The 16,093-nt window shown below is 48.8% G+C and carries 15 protein-coding genes and 1 pseudogene; 8 read left to right on the forward strand and 8 right to left on the reverse strand.

Features of this window, described 5'->3' with window-relative positions; genetic code table 11:
* The first annotated feature begins 199 nt into the window (after positions 1-199).
* Entirely contained in the window at positions 200-1,210 is a 1,011-nt protein-coding gene (gene adhP / locus KP22_RS17435) for an alcohol dehydrogenase AdhP (protein WP_039306226.1), read from the forward strand.
* A 243-nt stretch (positions 1,211-1,453) separates the two neighbouring features.
* Here adhP and KP22_RS17440 read toward each other — a convergent pair whose 3' ends face one another.
* On the reverse strand, positions 1,454-2,221 hold the full coding sequence (locus tag KP22_RS17440) for a sulfite exporter TauE/SafE family protein (protein WP_039306428.1): 768 nt from the start codon (positions 2,219-2,221) through the stop codon (positions 1,454-1,456).
* A 227-nt stretch (positions 2,222-2,448) separates the two neighbouring features.
* On the opposite strand from KP22_RS17440, the gene KP22_RS17445 reads away from it, so the two are divergent.
* The gene (locus KP22_RS17445; RefSeq protein ID WP_039306221.1) at positions 2,449-3,156 is read left to right on the forward strand and encodes a LysR family transcriptional regulator; all 708 of its coding nucleotides are present in this window, start codon (positions 2,449-2,451) and stop codon (positions 3,154-3,156) included.
* A 15-nt stretch (positions 3,157-3,171) separates the two neighbouring features.
* Here KP22_RS17445 and KP22_RS17450 read toward each other — a convergent pair whose 3' ends face one another.
* The gene (locus KP22_RS17450) at positions 3,172-3,945 is read right to left on the reverse strand and encodes a DUF3750 domain-containing protein (RefSeq protein WP_039306219.1); all 774 of its coding nucleotides are present in this window, start codon (positions 3,943-3,945) and stop codon (positions 3,172-3,174) included.
* 559 nt (positions 3,946-4,504) lie between these two features.
* Between KP22_RS17450 and KP22_RS17455 the strand changes: the two genes are divergently transcribed.
* Entirely contained in the window at positions 4,505-5,635 is a 1,131-nt protein-coding gene (locus KP22_RS17455) for a linear amide C-N hydrolase (protein WP_052012557.1), read from the forward strand.
* A 105-nt stretch (positions 5,636-5,740) separates the two neighbouring features.
* Here KP22_RS17455 and KP22_RS17460 read toward each other — a convergent pair.
* Both KP22_RS17460 and KP22_RS17465 read right to left on the reverse strand, forming a co-directional pair.
* Positions 5,741-5,956 (reverse strand): annotated as a pseudogene (locus KP22_RS17460) (helix-turn-helix domain-containing protein).
* Positions 5,957-6,233: 277 nt separating this feature from the next.
* Positions 6,234-6,836, reverse strand: a complete 603-nt coding sequence (locus KP22_RS17465; protein ID WP_039306215.1) for a TetR/AcrR family transcriptional regulator — start codon at positions 6,834-6,836, stop codon at positions 6,234-6,236.
* On the opposite strand from KP22_RS17465, the gene KP22_RS17470 reads away from it, so the two are divergent.
* Positions 6,828-7,877 (forward strand): NADP-dependent oxidoreductase, encoded by a 1,050-nt coding sequence (locus tag KP22_RS17470; protein WP_244880043.1) that lies wholly within the window; start codon positions 6,828-6,830, stop codon positions 7,875-7,877. The two genes, KP22_RS17465 and KP22_RS17470, sit on opposite strands and share 9 nt — an antisense overlap.
* Before the next feature lie 29 nt (positions 7,878-7,906).
* On the forward strand, positions 7,907-8,785 hold the full coding sequence (locus KP22_RS17475; RefSeq protein ID WP_039325440.1) for an aldo/keto reductase family oxidoreductase: 879 nt from the start codon (positions 7,907-7,909) through the stop codon (positions 8,783-8,785).
* Positions 8,786-9,076: 291 nt separating this feature from the next.
* On the opposite strand, the gene KP22_RS17480 is transcribed toward KP22_RS17475, so the two are convergent.
* The 3 genes from KP22_RS17480 to KP22_RS17490 form a co-directional block, all read right to left on the reverse strand.
* Entirely contained in the window at positions 9,077-9,931 is an 855-nt protein-coding gene (locus KP22_RS17480) for a PA4780 family RIO1-like protein kinase (protein WP_039325441.1), read from the reverse strand.
* A 566-nt stretch (positions 9,932-10,497) separates the two neighbouring features.
* On the reverse strand, positions 10,498-11,373 hold the full coding sequence (locus KP22_RS17485; RefSeq protein ID WP_039325443.1) for an integrase domain-containing protein: 876 nt from the start codon (positions 11,371-11,373) through the stop codon (positions 10,498-10,500).
* A gap of 807 nt (positions 11,374-12,180) precedes the next feature.
* On the reverse strand, positions 12,181-12,426 hold the full coding sequence (locus KP22_RS17490) for a helix-turn-helix domain-containing protein (protein WP_025919136.1): 246 nt from the start codon (positions 12,424-12,426) through the stop codon (positions 12,181-12,183).
* 105 nt (positions 12,427-12,531) lie between these two features.
* Here KP22_RS17490 and KP22_RS17495 point away from each other — a divergent pair, with 105 nt between their 5' ends.
* The 3 genes from KP22_RS17495 (at position 12,532) to KP22_RS22480 (ending at position 14,436) form a co-directional block, all read left to right on the forward strand.
* Positions 12,532-12,762, forward strand: a complete 231-nt coding sequence (locus KP22_RS17495; RefSeq protein WP_025919135.1) for a helix-turn-helix domain-containing protein — start codon at positions 12,532-12,534, stop codon at positions 12,760-12,762.
* A 92-nt stretch (positions 12,763-12,854) separates the two neighbouring features.
* On the forward strand, positions 12,855-13,073 hold the full coding sequence (locus KP22_RS17500) for a helix-turn-helix domain-containing protein (protein ID WP_039325506.1): 219 nt from the start codon (positions 12,855-12,857) through the stop codon (positions 13,071-13,073).
* A 70-nt stretch (positions 13,074-13,143) separates the two neighbouring features.
* Positions 13,144-14,436 (forward strand): HEPN domain-containing protein, encoded by a 1,293-nt coding sequence (locus tag KP22_RS22480; protein ID WP_156107284.1) that lies wholly within the window; start codon positions 13,144-13,146, stop codon positions 14,434-14,436.
* Positions 14,437-14,808: 372 nt separating this feature from the next.
* Here the strand turns inward: KP22_RS22480 and KP22_RS17505 are convergent, their stop codons facing one another.
* Positions 14,809-16,041: a tyrosine-type recombinase/integrase gene (locus KP22_RS17505; protein ID WP_039325449.1), complete on the reverse strand. Its 1,233-nt coding sequence runs from the start codon at positions 16,039-16,041 to the stop codon at positions 14,809-14,811.
* Positions 16,042-16,093 lie beyond the last annotated feature (52 nt).

Below are 16,093 nucleotides of genomic sequence, written 5' to 3' on the forward strand. Positions count from 1 at the left end.
ACCCGGAACGCTGGTCAGGAAAGACAAGAAACTGGCAACCGGAAGGTCCGGTTACGCTGAATCCGGAACGGGAAAAACAGGCGGCGTAAATTAGCTAAGGGTGCCAACTATCTTGACACTTACCGGGCCAGCGTGTACTCTTTTATAGGTAGAACCTAAATACATTATTCCCACAACACATTCAGTAAAAGGAAGACTAATGAAAGCAGCCATCGTTACGAAGGATCATTCCGTTGAGATTCAAGAGAAAAAACTGCGCCCTCTCCAGCACGGTGAAGCTCTGCTAAAAATGGAATGCTGTGGCGTGTGCCACACCGACCTGCACGTCAAAGACGGTGATTTTGGCGATGTTACCGGCATCACCCTCGGCCATGAAGGTGTCGGGATCGTTAAAGAAGTGGGTCCAGGTGTGACATCGCTAAAACCCGGCGATCGCGCCAGCGTAGCCTGGTTCTATCAAGGCTGTGGCCACTGCGAATATTGTAATAGCGGTAACGAAACCCTGTGCCGTGCGGTGAAAAACGCAGGCTATTCTGTCGATGGGGGCATGGCCGAAGAGTGCATCGTTGTTGCCGATTACGCGGTAAAAGTGCCGGACGGTCTCGATTCTGCCGCGGCCAGCAGCATTACCTGCGCTGGCGTGACGACGTACAAAGCGGTGAAAGTCTCGCAAATCAAGCCGGGTCAGTGGATCGCCATTTATGGCCTGGGCGGATTGGGCAATCTGGCACTGCAATATGCCAAAAATGTCTTTAATGCAAAAGTCATCGCAATTGATGTGAACGACGCACAGTTGGCCTTTGCCAAAGAAGTGGGTGCAGATCTGGTCATCAATCCTGCCAAAGAAGATGCCGCCAAGATCATTCAGGAAAAAACCGGTGGCGCGCATGCAGCCGTGGTCACCGCCGTTGCCCGTGCGGCATTTAACTCCGCCGTGGATTCTGTTCGCGCAGGTGGACGCATTGTTGCCGTCGGCCTACCTCCGGAATCAATGGATCTGAATATTCCGCGTCTGGTGCTGGATGGTATTCAGGTATTGGGTTCGCTGGTCGGCACACGTGAAGATCTGAAGGAAGCATTCCAGTTTGCGGCCGAAGGAAAAGTAAAACCGAAAGTCACCCGCCGTCCGCTAAAAGATATCAACGCTATTTTCGCTGAAATGAAAGGCGGGAAAATCACAGGCCGCATGGTCATCGACCTGTCAATGTAAATAGTGGTTTTTATATGAAAGAGCCACCTCCAGAACAGGAGAGGTGGCTTTATTCGAGTTAGGCCGGTAACTGCGTCTCCTTAAGGCTTGCGGCTCAGAATCATAAAAGCGACTCTTTTCCACAGTAGCCATTACATCGTGAGTGAGTCGTTGAACCGCAGCGCGACAGCACACCGCTACAAATTTTCCATTTTTTTCACCAGCATGCATCGCGCCTCGCGGCAAAACCTATTGATGTAGCGACTATTTCAGCACCAGCATGATGATCCCCACGCCCACCAGCACCAGACAAAATGCGCCACGTAGATAAGCGACTGGCAGTTTATGGGCAACCGCAACGCCCCAGGACACGCTGACAATGCCCCCCAACGCCAGCGGTAAACCGATACTCCAGTCAACGTTGCCCGCCTGCGAGTAGGAAAGCAGCGCCGCCAGTGCGCCCGGTACCACCAGCAGCAATGCCATACCCTGCGCTTGCGTTTGCGCAAAGGCAAACAGCGTAACCAACGCTGGCACCACAACCAGACCGCCGCCGACGGTAAAAATACCGGACATAAACCCACTCGCTACGCCGAGCAGCGGCAGATACTTGGTCGACAGTACAATCTCCGACGTTTGACTGCGCTTTTTGTTATACCACTGCCACATATAGTACGCCGCCAGCACCAGTAGGAAAGTAGCAAAAGCGCGCTGAAGATTGTGAACATCAATCGATGAAGCGATATAAGCGGCGAGGTAGGCAGACCCCGTAGCAAAAGCACACATAGTCAACGCCACCCGCGTATCAATACGGTTACGCTGACGATAGCGTAGAAAACCAATCAGCACGTTGGGCGTTATCATCACCAACGCCGTCCCCTGAGCCATATGCTGATCCATACCAAAGAGCACTCCCAGAATCGGAATCGCGATAATCCCCCCGCCAATTCCCAACATTCCACCGCAAAAACCCAGCCCAACCCCCAAAAGCAAACACAACAAAATATCGCTGAACATCATTAAGCTAAACATAACGTGACCAAATAACCCATAAGGCAAAAATAGAGAGAGAACAACACCATCCCAGGTGCAGAGACGCATTTTGATAATCACTGAATCGTCAATGACCCTTTCCTGTCAGGAAAACCTCCAGTCGAGTTAACTTACAGCGTGACATAAGACATATGACAACATGCTGCGCAGAATCAAACTGCCAGCTATTGTGCTGTTTTCCAGCCGACTGAGGACTCTCGCTAACCATGACTAATCCTGCGCATTTTTACCTCCAGTCGCTCCGCGTCTTTTTGCAGGTTGCTCAGACGGGCAGCCTGACCAAAGCCGCAGAAAAATTTCACATCACGCTTTCAGCTCTGAGCAAACGTATCGCCGAACTGGAGCGAACCGTGGACTGCGCGCTGTTCATTCTGACGCGACCGCTCATTCGAATTAACCTGGAGGAAAAGCTCAGCAAAACGGTGGTAACAGCGCTGGCGATGGGTGAAGCCGATATTGGGATTTTTGCGGACAATGTCAGCTCGCAAGGGGTCGAGAAGACTCCTTACCGTAAGGACAAACTTGTCATACTCGTTTCGCCCCAGCACCCACTTTACGCACGGTCAGACGTGAGCTTTAACGACACATTAGGCTACGATTACGTTGGCCTCAATAGCGGTAGCGCTTTGCTGAAACAGTTGAAAGACGCCTCGGATGAACTGGGAAGAGTGCTGCGTCTGCGCGTGCAGCTCAGTAGCTTTGACAGGATTTGCCGCATGATAGAAGCGGGGTTAGGCATCAGCGTTTTGCCGCAGGGCGCGATTCGCCCGGAAGTGCTTAACTCCGGGTTACGTGCCATCAACCTCACCGACGAGTGGGCTTCACGTCAGCTCTGGCTGGGCGTGAAATCCGCCGCAACCCTGCAACCTGAAGTGACCAATCTGCTGACGCATCTGCGGCAATGCGGAGCGTAAGGCGAAAACCTACTTTCAGCTTTCTTCGCTACCCGTTTTTTCATAGCCGAGGCGGCCAATAAAGGGCAAACGCAGCGCGGGAGGATTTATATCCACGCCCATATTCAGCCCCAGAATATTGGCTTCAATGCCCTCTTCAACGCCCATCGTGATACCCAACACGCCCAAGAGTGAAATCTGCACGCCGCTCCCCGATGGCGACAGCCCAACCGGTCGCGTTATCGGGCGATAATCTTTACCAATCGCATTGGCGGGCATATCCAGCTTGAGCGCGGGCACTTCGCGACCAATGTGTGCCAGAAACGTATTGCTATTCGGCCCCGGCCAGGCGTGGTAGGTATTCGGCCACGGATAGCTTTTAATGGCGGCCTCAATCTGCGGGATCATGGCTTCTGCCTTGTCGCCACGGTGTTCTACCAATAGTTTCGGTTTCGCACCGTACCAATACGCATCGGCCATCGAGCGGTTCAGACGGACGACGTTGTCGCTTCCCCAACTAACAACCTCGTAGCGGCGATATTGGGTTTCCCCTGCTTTCTTGAAGATGATCCACGGATGCACGGCGACCAGCCCGCGCCAACCGTAAGTCGGCGCAGCATAAACCTGCACGATAGCCGTTTGGCGGAATTGCACAGGGTTCGGTGCTAGCCCGGAAGAATCGCGCCTGGCAGACCACCAGCTTTGCCCACTAAATGTCTCGCCGTTGCGCGTCGACTGTGCCCAGCTTTGCCAAAAAGACAGCAACAGCACACAAATAAACCCAATCCCCAAGAATTTGAGGTACGTCATAGGCCAAATAGCTCACTGAAAAGAGATGGAACGGAATCGATGTGCATGCAGGCGAACGCCCACAGTGAAAATCGGTCAAAAAATCATTCCATCAGTTTACTGCCAGTTGGCCTTAAGGTTAAAGCGTTCGGCGAAGCCTTGACCTATTTTTACGTTACGCAGAGGCCATAAAGTGCGTTTCTCTGGTATGGATATGCACCGTATTAAAGGAGGACGCATCAGCGAAACCTGGCACTTTGAAAACTTTGATGGATTAAAAACGGAAGAAACTGTCTGACTGGCTATGCCAGCCCCCAGTGACTTAAGTAAGATCAGGTGCTCTCAGGGAGCCCTCATGATTTTTATCAAATGCCGAAAACTTCATCTCAGAAAGACACGTAATACGGTGTAAAAACCATATCATGGAAATAATATATTCCCGAAAGACAATTATTAAAAAATCAATTAAAGCCATTACATTAATTTTAATATTTTTGACGCCATTAATTAATCACTGACTATAATAAATTAGCTGGATTTATTAACGGCACATCTCTGTAAATAAAAATGGTGAAATTAAATGATAAAAAATAATAAGCGTATTAAGCCTATGATATGTGCATTATCATTGGTCGCATTAACACTAGGCTCAGCGGTTTCGCTCGCCTGTACGCGGTTCGTTTATAAAGATATCAATAACCCTAATTACCCTATTACCGCCCGTTCAATGGACTGGGCCGACGATACCTACACTAATCTCTGGATTTTCCCACGAGAATTAAAGCGCTCTGGCGCTGCTGGTCAGTATTCTCTGGAGTGGACATCAAAATACGGCAGTGTTATTGCTTCTGCTTTTGATGGCAACGAGAAAATGGCGTCCACAACCGATGGGGTTAATGAAAAAGGGTTGGCAGCCAACGTGCTTTGGCTAGCTGAATCTGAATATCCCACAACCAATCCGACAGCAAAAAAACCAGGGTTAAGTATTGCCGCCTGGGCACAATACGTGTTGGATAATTTTGCTACCGTCGATGAAGCCGTGAAGTCACTACAACAGGAAAAATTTATACTGGTTACTAAACAGGTGGAAGGGCAGAAGAGGTTAGCAACGCTGCACCTTTCGTTATCTGATTCGTCTGGCGACAGTGCAATTATTGAATATATCGACGGCAAGCAAGTCATTCACCATGATCCCGAATATCAGGTGATGACCAATTCCCCAACTTTCGATAAACAGTTGGCGCTTAATGCCTATTGGGATCAGATCGGTGGCAATGTGATGCTACCGGGAACGAACCGCGCTGCCGATCGCTTTGTTCGCGCCTCATTCTATGTGAAAAATGTTGCTCCCAATAAACTCATTCCTGGCATAGCAGAAAAACCAAAAATAGAAAAAGATAAAGCAGACTTAGCCACCGCATTCAGTATCATTCGTAGTGTTTCAGTCCCTTATGGTTATTCCTTACCAGATATGCCAAATATTGCCTCAACGCGCTGGCGTAGCGTTGTCGACCATAAATCACTGCAATATTTCTTTGAGTCTGCCGTTTCGCCCAATATATTTTGGGTCGATTTGAAAAAGATCGATTTTGCGCCACGCGGAGGTAACGCTGCAAAACTGGATTTGGGGCCAAACCAAAGTACGATCTATTCCGGCCAGACCTCAGAGCACTTTAAACCTGCCGAACCTTTTAAATTCGCAGGGCTATAAGTCAGGAAATGACTTCACTGACATCGTATTAATATTTATTAATACGATAATTTCAAAGTGCCATGACCCGTGGCGCTTTCTCGTTATTGTCCCTACTCCCAGCGCTCACTTCACGCCTGAATAACGCGGCGGCCAAATCTCTTCCGGCCTTTTCCCCATAGCTTCGGCAATCAGGCGTTCTCATTTCGGCCAGTGTCTGGTGAGCGCATTCGCCAGCGTAGATGACGCCAGCCCCGCAGCTCTGGAAACCGCCGCCAGCGTCGTCCCTTTTTTCCGTAATTCCGCGATGATATCCGCCGGGTGCCTGTCAGCGTGATTCATCCCATTCCAATCCACCTATCAAAATTATTTTTGATAGGTGGATTGGATCGCTTCGTGTGATGAGTAAGGCGCGGACGATGAGCCACATCTTTAAACTGAAGGAACTGCACAGTGGCTTAATGTCTGCCAAGCACATAGGCTCTCAGGACAGCGGTAACTGAACGCCCAGAATCGGGAGTGGCGCTTGTGCCACAAATAAACTCATTATCGATTACGCTCGAAACTTTCCCTTTTCGTAAAAAATTCGTCCTGTAAACAAACCATGACTCCGTATCACTTAGCAAGCACCCAGTTCGGTTTTAAGACAACCAAAATTTTCCTCAAAGTGCTCTACTAGTGGTCTTTGACACCCTTCAGTAACCCATGCGTCGATCGAAAGCCGCATTGCCCCGACACCAATCATGGCTGCAAGGCGCAAGCCGAATCGGCTGGCAATATCTGGCCACAGCTCGCACAGAGCCTCGTAGGCTGCTTGCTCCATCCGCAGGAATTTAGCCTGATTGCCCAATTGGAGCTGTTCAGTCGACTGCACAATTCTGCCAATCAATACCGCGACATCCGGGCGCATATTTACCGTCTGAGTAACCAGCGCCGCTTGAATGGTCTCAATTGGCGATGCTGCCACACCCTGCTTCAGTATCTCCGCATGTAACTCACTCGGCAGCGCATTTTGCCAAGCCAAGATGATTTCTTCCTTAGAGCCGAAGTAGTTAAAGAAGGTTCTTCGGGCGATGCCCGATGCTTCGGCAATCTCATCGAGCGTCGTGGCTTCATAGCCGTTCTCTGCGAACAACTTCAGGCCTACTTCAGTGATGCGGTGGTACATCTCGCGGCGCTTCTTTTCGCGAACGCCGTCTTTGCGTTTCAACTCATGTTCCATACCAAGCTCTCACATATTTTTTTCTTGAAAATTTGCACCAAGTGCAATATTTTGTTTTTGCACTTGGTGCATAAATATATCACCGATACCTATTTTCCCCAACGTTGGAAATCACACATGAGAGCCATACGCATTCACAATTTCACAGAAGCACCACGTAGGGAGGACATCCCCGTACCTGATGTCGGCCAAAATGATGTGCTCGTGCGCGTGGAGGCAACTGCACTCAATCCTCTTGATGCGCTCGTGGCATCGGGGGTGGCTCGCCAGTTCTTCGACATCACCATGCCTATCACGCTAGGCACAGATTTCGCAGGGACGATTGAGCGTGTTGGTGCAGGAGTTACACAATGGAACGCTGGCGACAGAGTAATTGCCTGGGTTGATGCCGGGTCAGGAGGTGGCCTTGCTGATTTTGCGGTTACCCCCGCCCACGCCTGCGTGCAATTACCTGAAAACCTTTCGGCCACGCAGGGCTGCGCGATTCCGACTGCCGGGATCACCGCATGGCACGCGCTATTTTCCTGCGGCAGATTGAAATCCCACGAGACAGTACTGATCCATGCTGCTGCTGGTGGCGTTGGCAGCTTTGCTGTCCAGTTCGCCCGTATGGCAGGCGCACGCGTAATCGCAACTGCGTCTGGCAGTGGTCTTACCCTTGCACTAGGGCTGGGAGCTGATGAGGTCGTTGATTATCGTTCACAGGATTTCACTAGACTGGCTGCTGACGTCGATATGGTTCTCGACCTCGTCGGTGGAGAGACCCAAAGCCGATCCTACAAAGTCCTCCGCGCGGGTGGGCGCCTCATTTCTACTGTCATGCCACCCGACGAGGAAGAAGCACGAGCACATGGAGTAACAGCCAGCATCTTCTATGCCAAGCCCTTTGCCGATCGTCTCGGCGATCTCGTCGCAACGATCGCCAGTCGAAATGTAAAGGTGATCATTGACCGTGCAGTTCCCTTCGATCGCTTTGATGAAGCGTGGGACTACCAGATCTACGGTCATGCACGCGGTAAGATCGTCGTACTTTCACAATAAACCTCAACAACCCACATTAGGATAATTTCATGAATACCTCGCACCTTGGTGGCACATTTACCCCGACCGGTACATCGTTGAATCTGAAACGCATGGGCTATGGCACCATGCAATTGCCCGGCCCGCACGTCTGGGGTCCACCGCGTGACAAAGACGCTGCTCTGGCAGTACTACGCGAAGTGATAGCTCTGGGAGCCAATCACATCGACACAGCCGAATTCTATGGTCCGGGCATATCCAACCAACTCATCCGCGAAGCGTTATCCCCCTACTCCGATCGCCTGACGATCGTTACCAAAGTCGGCTTCGTGCGTGGTGGCGATACATCTTGGTTACCCGATCTTACGCCAGATGGGCTCAAACGTGCTGTGCATGAGAACCTCACAAGCCTCGGTCTGGAAACGCTCGATATTGTCAATTTGCGGCTAGGCAGCGCACACGGGCCAGATGAACGTTCGGTAGCCGAATCATTGGAGGTACTTGTTAAACTCCAGCGGCAAGGCCTGATTCGTCACATTGGCTTGAGTAATGTCTCACCCACACAATTCGCCGAAGCCAAGTCGATAACGACAATCGTGTGCGTCCAGAACCAGTATAATTTGGTCAAGCGTGACGATGATGAATTCATCGATGCTCTGGCGGCACAAGGGGTAGCTTACGTTCCCTTCTTCCCGCTGGGCGGATTTTCACCTCTGCAATCATCGATCCTCTCGCAAGTAGCTAACGAGGTCGGAGCGACGCCAAAGCAGGTTGCATTAGCATGGCTGCTACAGCGATCTCCTAATATTCTTGTCATCGCAGGAACGTCATCTACGACGCATCTCAGAGAGAATTTCGCCGCAGCAGATCTCGTATTGTCAGGCGAGCAAATCACAAAGCTTAATAGTATTTCGCGACAAGTTGATTAATCACGCCTTCGGTGGCCGGTGTCTTTAATAAGAAACCGCCGTCTTCAAAATGGGAAAACCCGCAGTTATGCGGGTTTAGATAGGCTTTTTGCTATTTAGCACAGAGTGTAGTGGGCAATAAAACTGACTGCGGTTTTGACATTTACCCAGAACAAACATTCTGATTCATTTAGTGTAATACCGCCATTTATGGTCGCGCGCAATACGCTATAACTGGCGTCTGGTGACTAACCCGAATTCAGTTTTCTTTGTAACTGAAAGCGCCGTCAACGACTTATATCGCTCCAACCATTATTCATCGTCGCGTTCTTTTTTTGCCCGCTGACGTTCGTAGAATTCATCTTCAGCTGCAATGATTTCATCAATCAGTGAACCCATATCCACTTCATGCGTCGCTTCGACGAAGAGACCGGTTAGCGCTGTTTCTGGTGTTAATTTTCCGTCTTCATATAACATCCAGATTTCTTTCGCATATCGTGTTTGCAATAATTGTGGCGCAAACTGACCGTAGTAAGCGGTGATGTTATTAACATCACGTGCAAACATTGATTCAGCAAGGTTGTTGGCGGCGGCGTCCACAGCTTGTGGCAAGTCGATAATTACCGGTCCTTGCGCATCGAGCAGCACGTTAAACTCCGATAAATCACCATGTACAATACCTGCACACAACATGCGCACAATATTGCGGATCATTGTATCGAAATCAGCAATTGCGCTTTCTTCCGTCAGAATCACATCGCTAAGGCGTGGAGCAACAGCGCCTTCAGCATCTGTGACCAACTCCATCAATAACACACCGTCAATGCAAATATAGGGTTGCGGTACGCGAACACCAGCATTAGCAAGACGGAACAATGCTTCAACCTCCGCCGTTTGCCAGGATTCTTCTTGTTGCTTGCGTCCGAATTTTGAGCTTTTTTGCATTGCGCGGGCGTTACGCGTATTACGGACTTTGCGCCCTTCCTGGTACTGAACAGCCTGTTTAAAGCTACGTTGCATTGCTTCTTTGTAAACTTTGGCACACTGGATTTTGTCACCACATAAAACAGTGTAAACGTCCGCCTCCTTGCCGCTCTTCAAGCGTTGGAGTACATCGTCTATGAGGCCATCATCGACCAGAGGTTGGAGTCTATTTGGGATTTTCATGCGGCTTTATACCTTATTTCAGCCGCTTTTCGTATCAATAACAAAGACGGTGATACAGGAAAAAATGGCAGAGTCTGAAGAAAGATTTTAATTTTACCAATAATTACCGGATTTTGCTTGCCTGCTCCCGTTGCGATCGTCTTCTTTGTATCATTAAGCCATTCACACGCCTCTGAAAGCGTTATCCCACGGACACAATATCGACAAAAAGTGATAGTTTCTTGTCTACCGAGGATCGAGTCGTTGTAACGAAGTGCCAGACCTAAAAAGCCGAAAGCCCGCGATTACGCGGGCTTCAGGGTGTTTCATGCCACTTGCTGCTGGTCTATGCCGAACGCGGGACCCACTCGATGATGGCATTCAATAACAACTAATTGATATTAAATGAATAAAAATAATCATAAAAAGAAATACCGTGATATATACCGTTGCAGGTAGATGCCTCTTATCCAGTTCGGTATCTATCTGCATCGCTGAAAATCTACATGAGTAGCCGATCAGCGTATGCGTTTCCCAGCATATAGGCTCCAAGCACGGTGCCCGACCATAGAAAAGAAAGTGCTGGCTTACACCTCACGCCCATAAACCTGCTTCACAAACCGCCCCCGCCCGTCGCCGTGTCCCAAATCCATTGACGACAGCGCATAGGTTTCCCGCTGGCTGAAGCCTTCCTGCTGGTAATGGCGAATCACATCCTGCGCCCATGCATAGCGCAGACTATGCGGCGAGTATTGCCCCTTTAGTCCGGCAAGCGCAGTTTGCGAACGCCAGCGGTTCATCGCGCTTTTAAGGTCAGGCTTATCAATCAGCCGCCCATTACGGGTGGCCGCGACCGCCTGCGCCTGATGCACCACTTGCTGCACCGCTTTCCGATTTAGGACCAGCGTTTCCCGCGGGCGTCCGCCTTTGGTGCCGAAAACAACGGTAAACCGCTCATCACCCCGATCCAATGCGGCAGCCCATGTCGGGAGCGACTGCGAACACTGCACCGCTTCTTGCGAACGCAGGCCCATCATCCGCGCCAGTTGTAGCGTCAGCGCCAGGCCAATGTCTTTTTGTTGCAGGATTGCCAGCGCCGCCTGATAACGTTCCGGCGTAATAGCTCTACGTGCGCCGTCACGGCTGGCACCGCCCAGCCCTAACGCCTCATTGCTCAGCCGTTCCGAGTCCGCCAACTTGTTCCGCCCAGCGGTACGCAGCATCACCCGCACTGCGGCCATCTCGTTATGCAGCGTACGTAGAGTAATTCCCTGTTCTAACCGCTCAGCGATATAGCATTCGATATGTTTCGCTTTCAGATGCTGCATCGAGCGGATCTGAATATTCAAAACCAGCAGATGGCTGGCAAGCCGCTCTGCAATTTTTAGTCGGTCATGCACCGTCTTATGGCTGCCGCCAGCCTGTCGGGCCAGCGTCTGCATTTCCCGGCTTAATCGTGACATAGTTGTCCCTCCGTCCTCAATAACCTCTGTTCTCCGGCGCACGGCACTTTACGACACAGATTTACCGTGCCGCACTGAACAATACCTGCGCGCCGGAGCGGCAGCGGTTGAGGTATGGCGGGGATATCGGTTATGCACTCGGTGCAGCCGCCTGCATCAGCAGGATGATCCCCTCAGGCTAAAAGCCTGTCTCAGGTATCGGTTCAGTCCTCCTCTGATAAGTGGGTTGATGAGAATTGGCGCAGCAAATGTGCGTCAGATGACAGGTCGTGCCGGAAAGCGCTGTGGCGTAAGGGCTGGCGCAGAGATCGTTTGCGGCGTCACTTGCAACGGCTTTCCGCCGTATGAAGTGACGCCGCTGCCTCATGGATGCATTAGCTGAGGCAGCAGAAGGCCGTGGACGGTTGCGCCAGTCACTGGCGATAAGAGTGTAAACACGCATCAGCGCGTAAACAGATAGCAACGAAGCGGTGGCTTCACGAACAGGATGCAACCCTTAAAGCGCGGAGATAAGGTAACTGCCGTCGCCGAAGCGAACTCCCGCTGAATGGCAGTGATGACGAGCTGGGTGTCGACCTCACAGGCTGGGCCTGTGCGTTGCCTTGAAGGTCATGACAACGTGGGATGCTGCTTGTCGCAGCGATAAAGCACCTATAACTTACTGCGCCAGCTTTCCCGCATCAAGCGGCTAACGCGCTACGCTTGTTGGCTCCCTAACGGATTTCCATTCCATAGAAATCCGTTAGGGAGCGCCGAAATCCACCTGTGCAAAATGTAACGTTTTGTGAATTTACGCCGGAGGGGCCTTCATTTTGACTCCCCTGCCCCACTCTGCCCACGCCCGCTGTTTTGATAGCGCGAAGGCCAGATCTCTTCGGGGCGTTTATTCAGCGCTTCAGCGATCAGGCGCTCTCCTTTCGGCCAGTGACGTGTCAACGCATTTGCCAACGTGGACGACGCCAATCCCGCCTCTCTGGAAATCGCCGACAATGTTGTTCCCTGCTTTCTTAAACTCGCAATGATATCCGCCGGATGCCAGTCATGTTGTTCCATATGTCCTCCCACATTGTTGACTATTAGTCACATAGTAGCACAAAAACTAACGATTGTGACTAATAGTCCGTGGACTGATAAGCATCAAAACCGAATGCTTGTCACATGAAAACATCCGATTCGATCAAAGTCCTGTTAGGACAACGCGTTAAGGCGCTCAGATTGCAGGCTGGCCTGTCTCAGGAAGCCTTTGCGGAAAAGTGCGGGCTGGATCGTACCTATATCAGCGGCATTGAACGTGGGATCAGAAACCCAACGCTGGAAGTGCTCAACATCATCGCAATTGGGTTACATACCGATCTAACCACGCTGTTTGCATTTCACGATCCTGCCTGACATTCCAACCTTACCGATTAAATCGACAAAATCTCTCATATGTGACTCATCGTCCGTGGTCTGATAAACAACAAGAGATAATGCTTACCTGCATGGAAAATGCAAAAAACATCACCGTCCGTTTTGGACAACGCGTAAAAACACTTCGCTTACAGGCAGGACTCTCCCAAGAGGCTTTCGCCGATAAGTGCGGTTTGGATCGCACCTATATTAGCGGCATTGAACGAGGCGTTAGAAATCCGACGTTGGAAGTCATTGGGGTTATTGCTGATGGGTTGGAGATTAAAATGAAGGATTTGTTTGATCTTTAAATTTCTAGTTGAATAGTGTGTAGAAATGATCATTAATATCACATCTTCTTATTAAGAATAAGAGAAAAAATTGACTCCAATTCTCAGCCAAATAGTTCATCTAACTAAAAGCATACTGCTAATCTCGGAAGATCCTTCAAAGCATCCGGCAGCCCAGTTTTTTCCTGGAAAACATTCCCCATTTTCATTTCCTACAGGAATAGTACTGACGTGGTGGTATAATAAAGACATGTTTAATGTTCGAGAATCTTTGGTCAATCTTATTATTCAAGAGTTTCCTTATTTTAAAGATTGTGACCCAGAAACATGTTCAGAAACGATAATAAAAACCCTGCAAGAAATATGCACTAATCGTGATATTTTCGATACAGATGCCGTATGTTTTTCAAAAAAAAGATCACTGTTCGATTGCCGAATAATTCCTGTTACACAATACGCAAAAACTATACTTTCAGCTACAGAGGAAAATATAAATATCTTAATTTGTAGAAGATGCACTATATATTTAGTACCAAGATTTCAAATAACTAGCTTCTATTTAATTGAAGATTCAATCCATGCAATAGCTAAAAATGATAGAAAATATTGGAATACATTAATTGACAAAGGATTTTTATTTAATGGATGGACGCCAGAAAATCCAATAATTGCTGGGAGACAAGATCGCACTTTTATGCCTCAAAACGAATTTACATGCCTATTGGTTTCAGAAGAAAATGGAACACAGGAAGGAACAAAATTTAGCAGTTCTTTAAAGTTTAGAAAATTTCTTTCTATCCTTTTCTCTAGCGCATCAAAAAGAGCAAAATATTCATATCATAAATCCATGGCTCAATCAGCAGATTTCTGTATACAATTTCCTCATTGTGACAACATAGATCAAAAAATAACCAGAAGTAATATTGGGTCATTAACTCCATTCTACGCGTCTCAAATACCAATTGGTCCCGATGAAATAACAGAAATAAAAAACTGGTATAATCGATTATCAATTTGTAGTTTACAAAGCAAAGATAGAATTGAAAAATGTGCTCATTTTTTAAACCGAGGCATGAACTCAGATGATATTGAAGCATATATTAATTATTTTGTAGCATTAGATGCATTATTTGGACAAAGAGGGACTGTTGAACAATCTATCCTATCAGGAGTTAAAGCATTAGGAATTGATCCTAAATTTTCAGAAAAAGCTTCTTGGTTATTTGATCTTCGCAACGAATTAGTTCACGGCGGAAGTCGATATATAAAAGAATGGCCAAAATACCAGAGATATATTCAACATTTTCACTCCACACCATTTAATGATGTCAAAAACCTATCACAGCTTGCAATATTGCATGCACCATATACATTTTCACAATAAACAGTTTAATCGTAGCATTATAAAAAATTCACTTTATGAATCCAACATAAAACAATATAATCACCTCCACTTACATCACTCCAATTAATAACATTATTTCCTTAATGGCACAATTCTTTATTTTATAATATCTTTAATAAAAACATTAGCTTTACTAGTAAAACTAATTACTGCCATAACTAAATAGTTGCGTCTGATATTACCGCATCTATTATTTATTGGCGTGTAGGTTGTTTAGCACCACATCGTAACTCCCATATAATGTCGTTTGGTGGCTAGAATGAATGCTCCTGTCCCTTGCCTCAAAAAGTGATAACAAAAAGTGAAGCACTATTCGACACGGGTATTGAATTGAAGTATCCACGAGAAAATTTAAGTAGTATGATTCCAATTAATTATTTCGCCATACTCCCCAACCCACCCATCAACCATATCCGCCCAATCCTGCAACATCTTCCGGCGTTGTTCGGCGTATTCCGCCTTGTTGTAAACCGCCCGAACGCCGCGCTGTTCGTGGGCAAGGGCTTTTTCTATCCAGTCCGAGTTATACCCGGCTTCATGCAGATGCGTGGAGGCGGTGCGGCGCATATCGTGGATGGTGAAATCTCCTAATGGTAGCCCTTGCTTTTGTGCCAGTTGGATCGCGTGATTCGCTGCGCGGTTGAGCGAACTTAACGCGATCGTACCATGTTGAGACTGGCCGAAACTCGGCAGTACAAACGGCGATCCCGCTGCCAGAATATGTAACTGCATAAACAGATCCAACGCCTGCCGGGAGAGATAGACCACATGCGGACGCCCCGCGCCACGGCGGCTGGCTTTCATTTTCTCCGCCGGTATGGTCCATTCGGCATTCACAAAATCAATCTCATCCCATGTGGCATTAACAACGGAGTTTTTTCTGACCAGCGTCAGCATAATGATCTTGAGCGCAACTTTTAGCGCATGAGAAGTTTGCGCGTTTTTTAACGTATTAAAAAACAGGCCAATCTCTTTTTTGGATAGCGCCCTATCCCGTGGAACAAAGGTGGCGATAGTGGACGGCGGCACGTGCTCCGCCGGATTGTCGCATTTCACGCCGCGCGCTTTGGCGTAGGTAAATACGCAGCCGATAATATCGCGCGTTTTCACCGCCGATGCCGCCGCGCCACGGCTTTTCACCTTATCGCAGTGGTTGCGCAGTATATCGGGCGTGATTTCGCTTAACAGCTTTTTGCCGAATTTCGGCGCGACGTCGCGTTTGATAATGCCCTGTATCATGCGGCGCGTACTGTCTTTGTAGTTGGCATCGTCAAACCAGCGCGTCATCCAGTCGCCGAAATAAGTGGATTTGGCCTGCTGTTTCTGGCGTTGTTTTTCAATAGCCGGAGAAATACCCTGTTCGATCAGCCTCTTGGCTTCCCTTAACCGTTCTCTGGCCTCTGACAGCGTGATCGGGCCGTATTTGCCTATCGCCAGCGTTTCCCGTCTGCCGTTGATACGATAATCGTAGCGGAACGAAATGGTTCCCGAAGGCAACACCGCCACATACATCCCGTCGCGATCGGCAACCTTGTAAAGCCGTTCTTTAGGTTTCAGCGATTTCAACCGGGTATCCGTCAACATCTCCGCCTCCCATTCTGCTTCCAAAGTACCGTCACCCGCGACGGTATTTTTC

It is taken from the genome of Pectobacterium betavasculorum, from assembly GCF_000749845.1.
Taxonomy (GTDB): domain Bacteria; phylum Pseudomonadota; class Gammaproteobacteria; order Enterobacterales; family Enterobacteriaceae; genus Pectobacterium; species Pectobacterium betavasculorum.

Excerpts from the sequence above, each read along its gene's own strand:
- KP22_RS17465 (WP_039306215.1), bottom strand. The coding sequence starts at position 6,836 with ATGGAACATGAGTTGAAACGCAAAGACGGCGTTCGCGAAAAGAAGCGC.
- KP22_RS17450 (WP_039306219.1), bottom strand. The coding sequence starts at position 3,945 with ATGACGTACCTCAAATTCTTGGGGATTGGGTTTATTTGTGTGCTGTTG.
- KP22_RS17475 (WP_039325440.1), top strand. The coding sequence starts at position 7,907 with ATGAATACCTCGCACCTTGGTGGCACATTTACCCCGACCGGTACATCG.
- KP22_RS17470 (WP_244880043.1), top strand. The coding sequence starts at position 6,828 with ATGTTCCATACCAAGCTCTCACATATTTTTTTCTTGAAAATTTGCACC.
- KP22_RS17500 (WP_039325506.1), top strand. The coding sequence starts at position 12,855 with ATGGAAAATGCAAAAAACATCACCGTCCGTTTTGGACAACGCGTAAAA.
- KP22_RS17495 (WP_025919135.1), top strand. The coding sequence starts at position 12,532 with ATGAAAACATCCGATTCGATCAAAGTCCTGTTAGGACAACGCGTTAAG.
- KP22_RS17485 (WP_039325443.1), bottom strand. The coding sequence starts at position 11,373 with ATGTCACGATTAAGCCGGGAAATGCAGACGCTGGCCCGACAGGCTGGC.
- KP22_RS17445 (WP_039306221.1), top strand. The coding sequence starts at position 2,449 with ATGACTAATCCTGCGCATTTTTACCTCCAGTCGCTCCGCGTCTTTTTG.
- KP22_RS17505 (WP_039325449.1), bottom strand. The coding sequence starts at position 16,041 with ATGTTGACGGATACCCGGTTGAAATCGCTGAAACCTAAAGAACGGCTT.
- KP22_RS17490 (WP_025919136.1), bottom strand. The coding sequence starts at position 12,426 with ATGGAACAACATGACTGGCATCCGGCGGATATCATTGCGAGTTTAAGA.
- KP22_RS17480 (WP_039325441.1), bottom strand. The coding sequence starts at position 9,931 with ATGAAAATCCCAAATAGACTCCAACCTCTGGTCGATGATGGCCTCATA.
- KP22_RS17440 (WP_039306428.1), bottom strand. The coding sequence starts at position 2,221 with ATGTTTAGCTTAATGATGTTCAGCGATATTTTGTTGTGTTTGCTTTTG.
- adhP (WP_039306226.1), top strand. The coding sequence starts at position 200 with ATGAAAGCAGCCATCGTTACGAAGGATCATTCCGTTGAGATTCAAGAG.
- KP22_RS17455 (WP_052012557.1), top strand. The coding sequence starts at position 4,505 with ATGATAAAAAATAATAAGCGTATTAAGCCTATGATATGTGCATTATCA.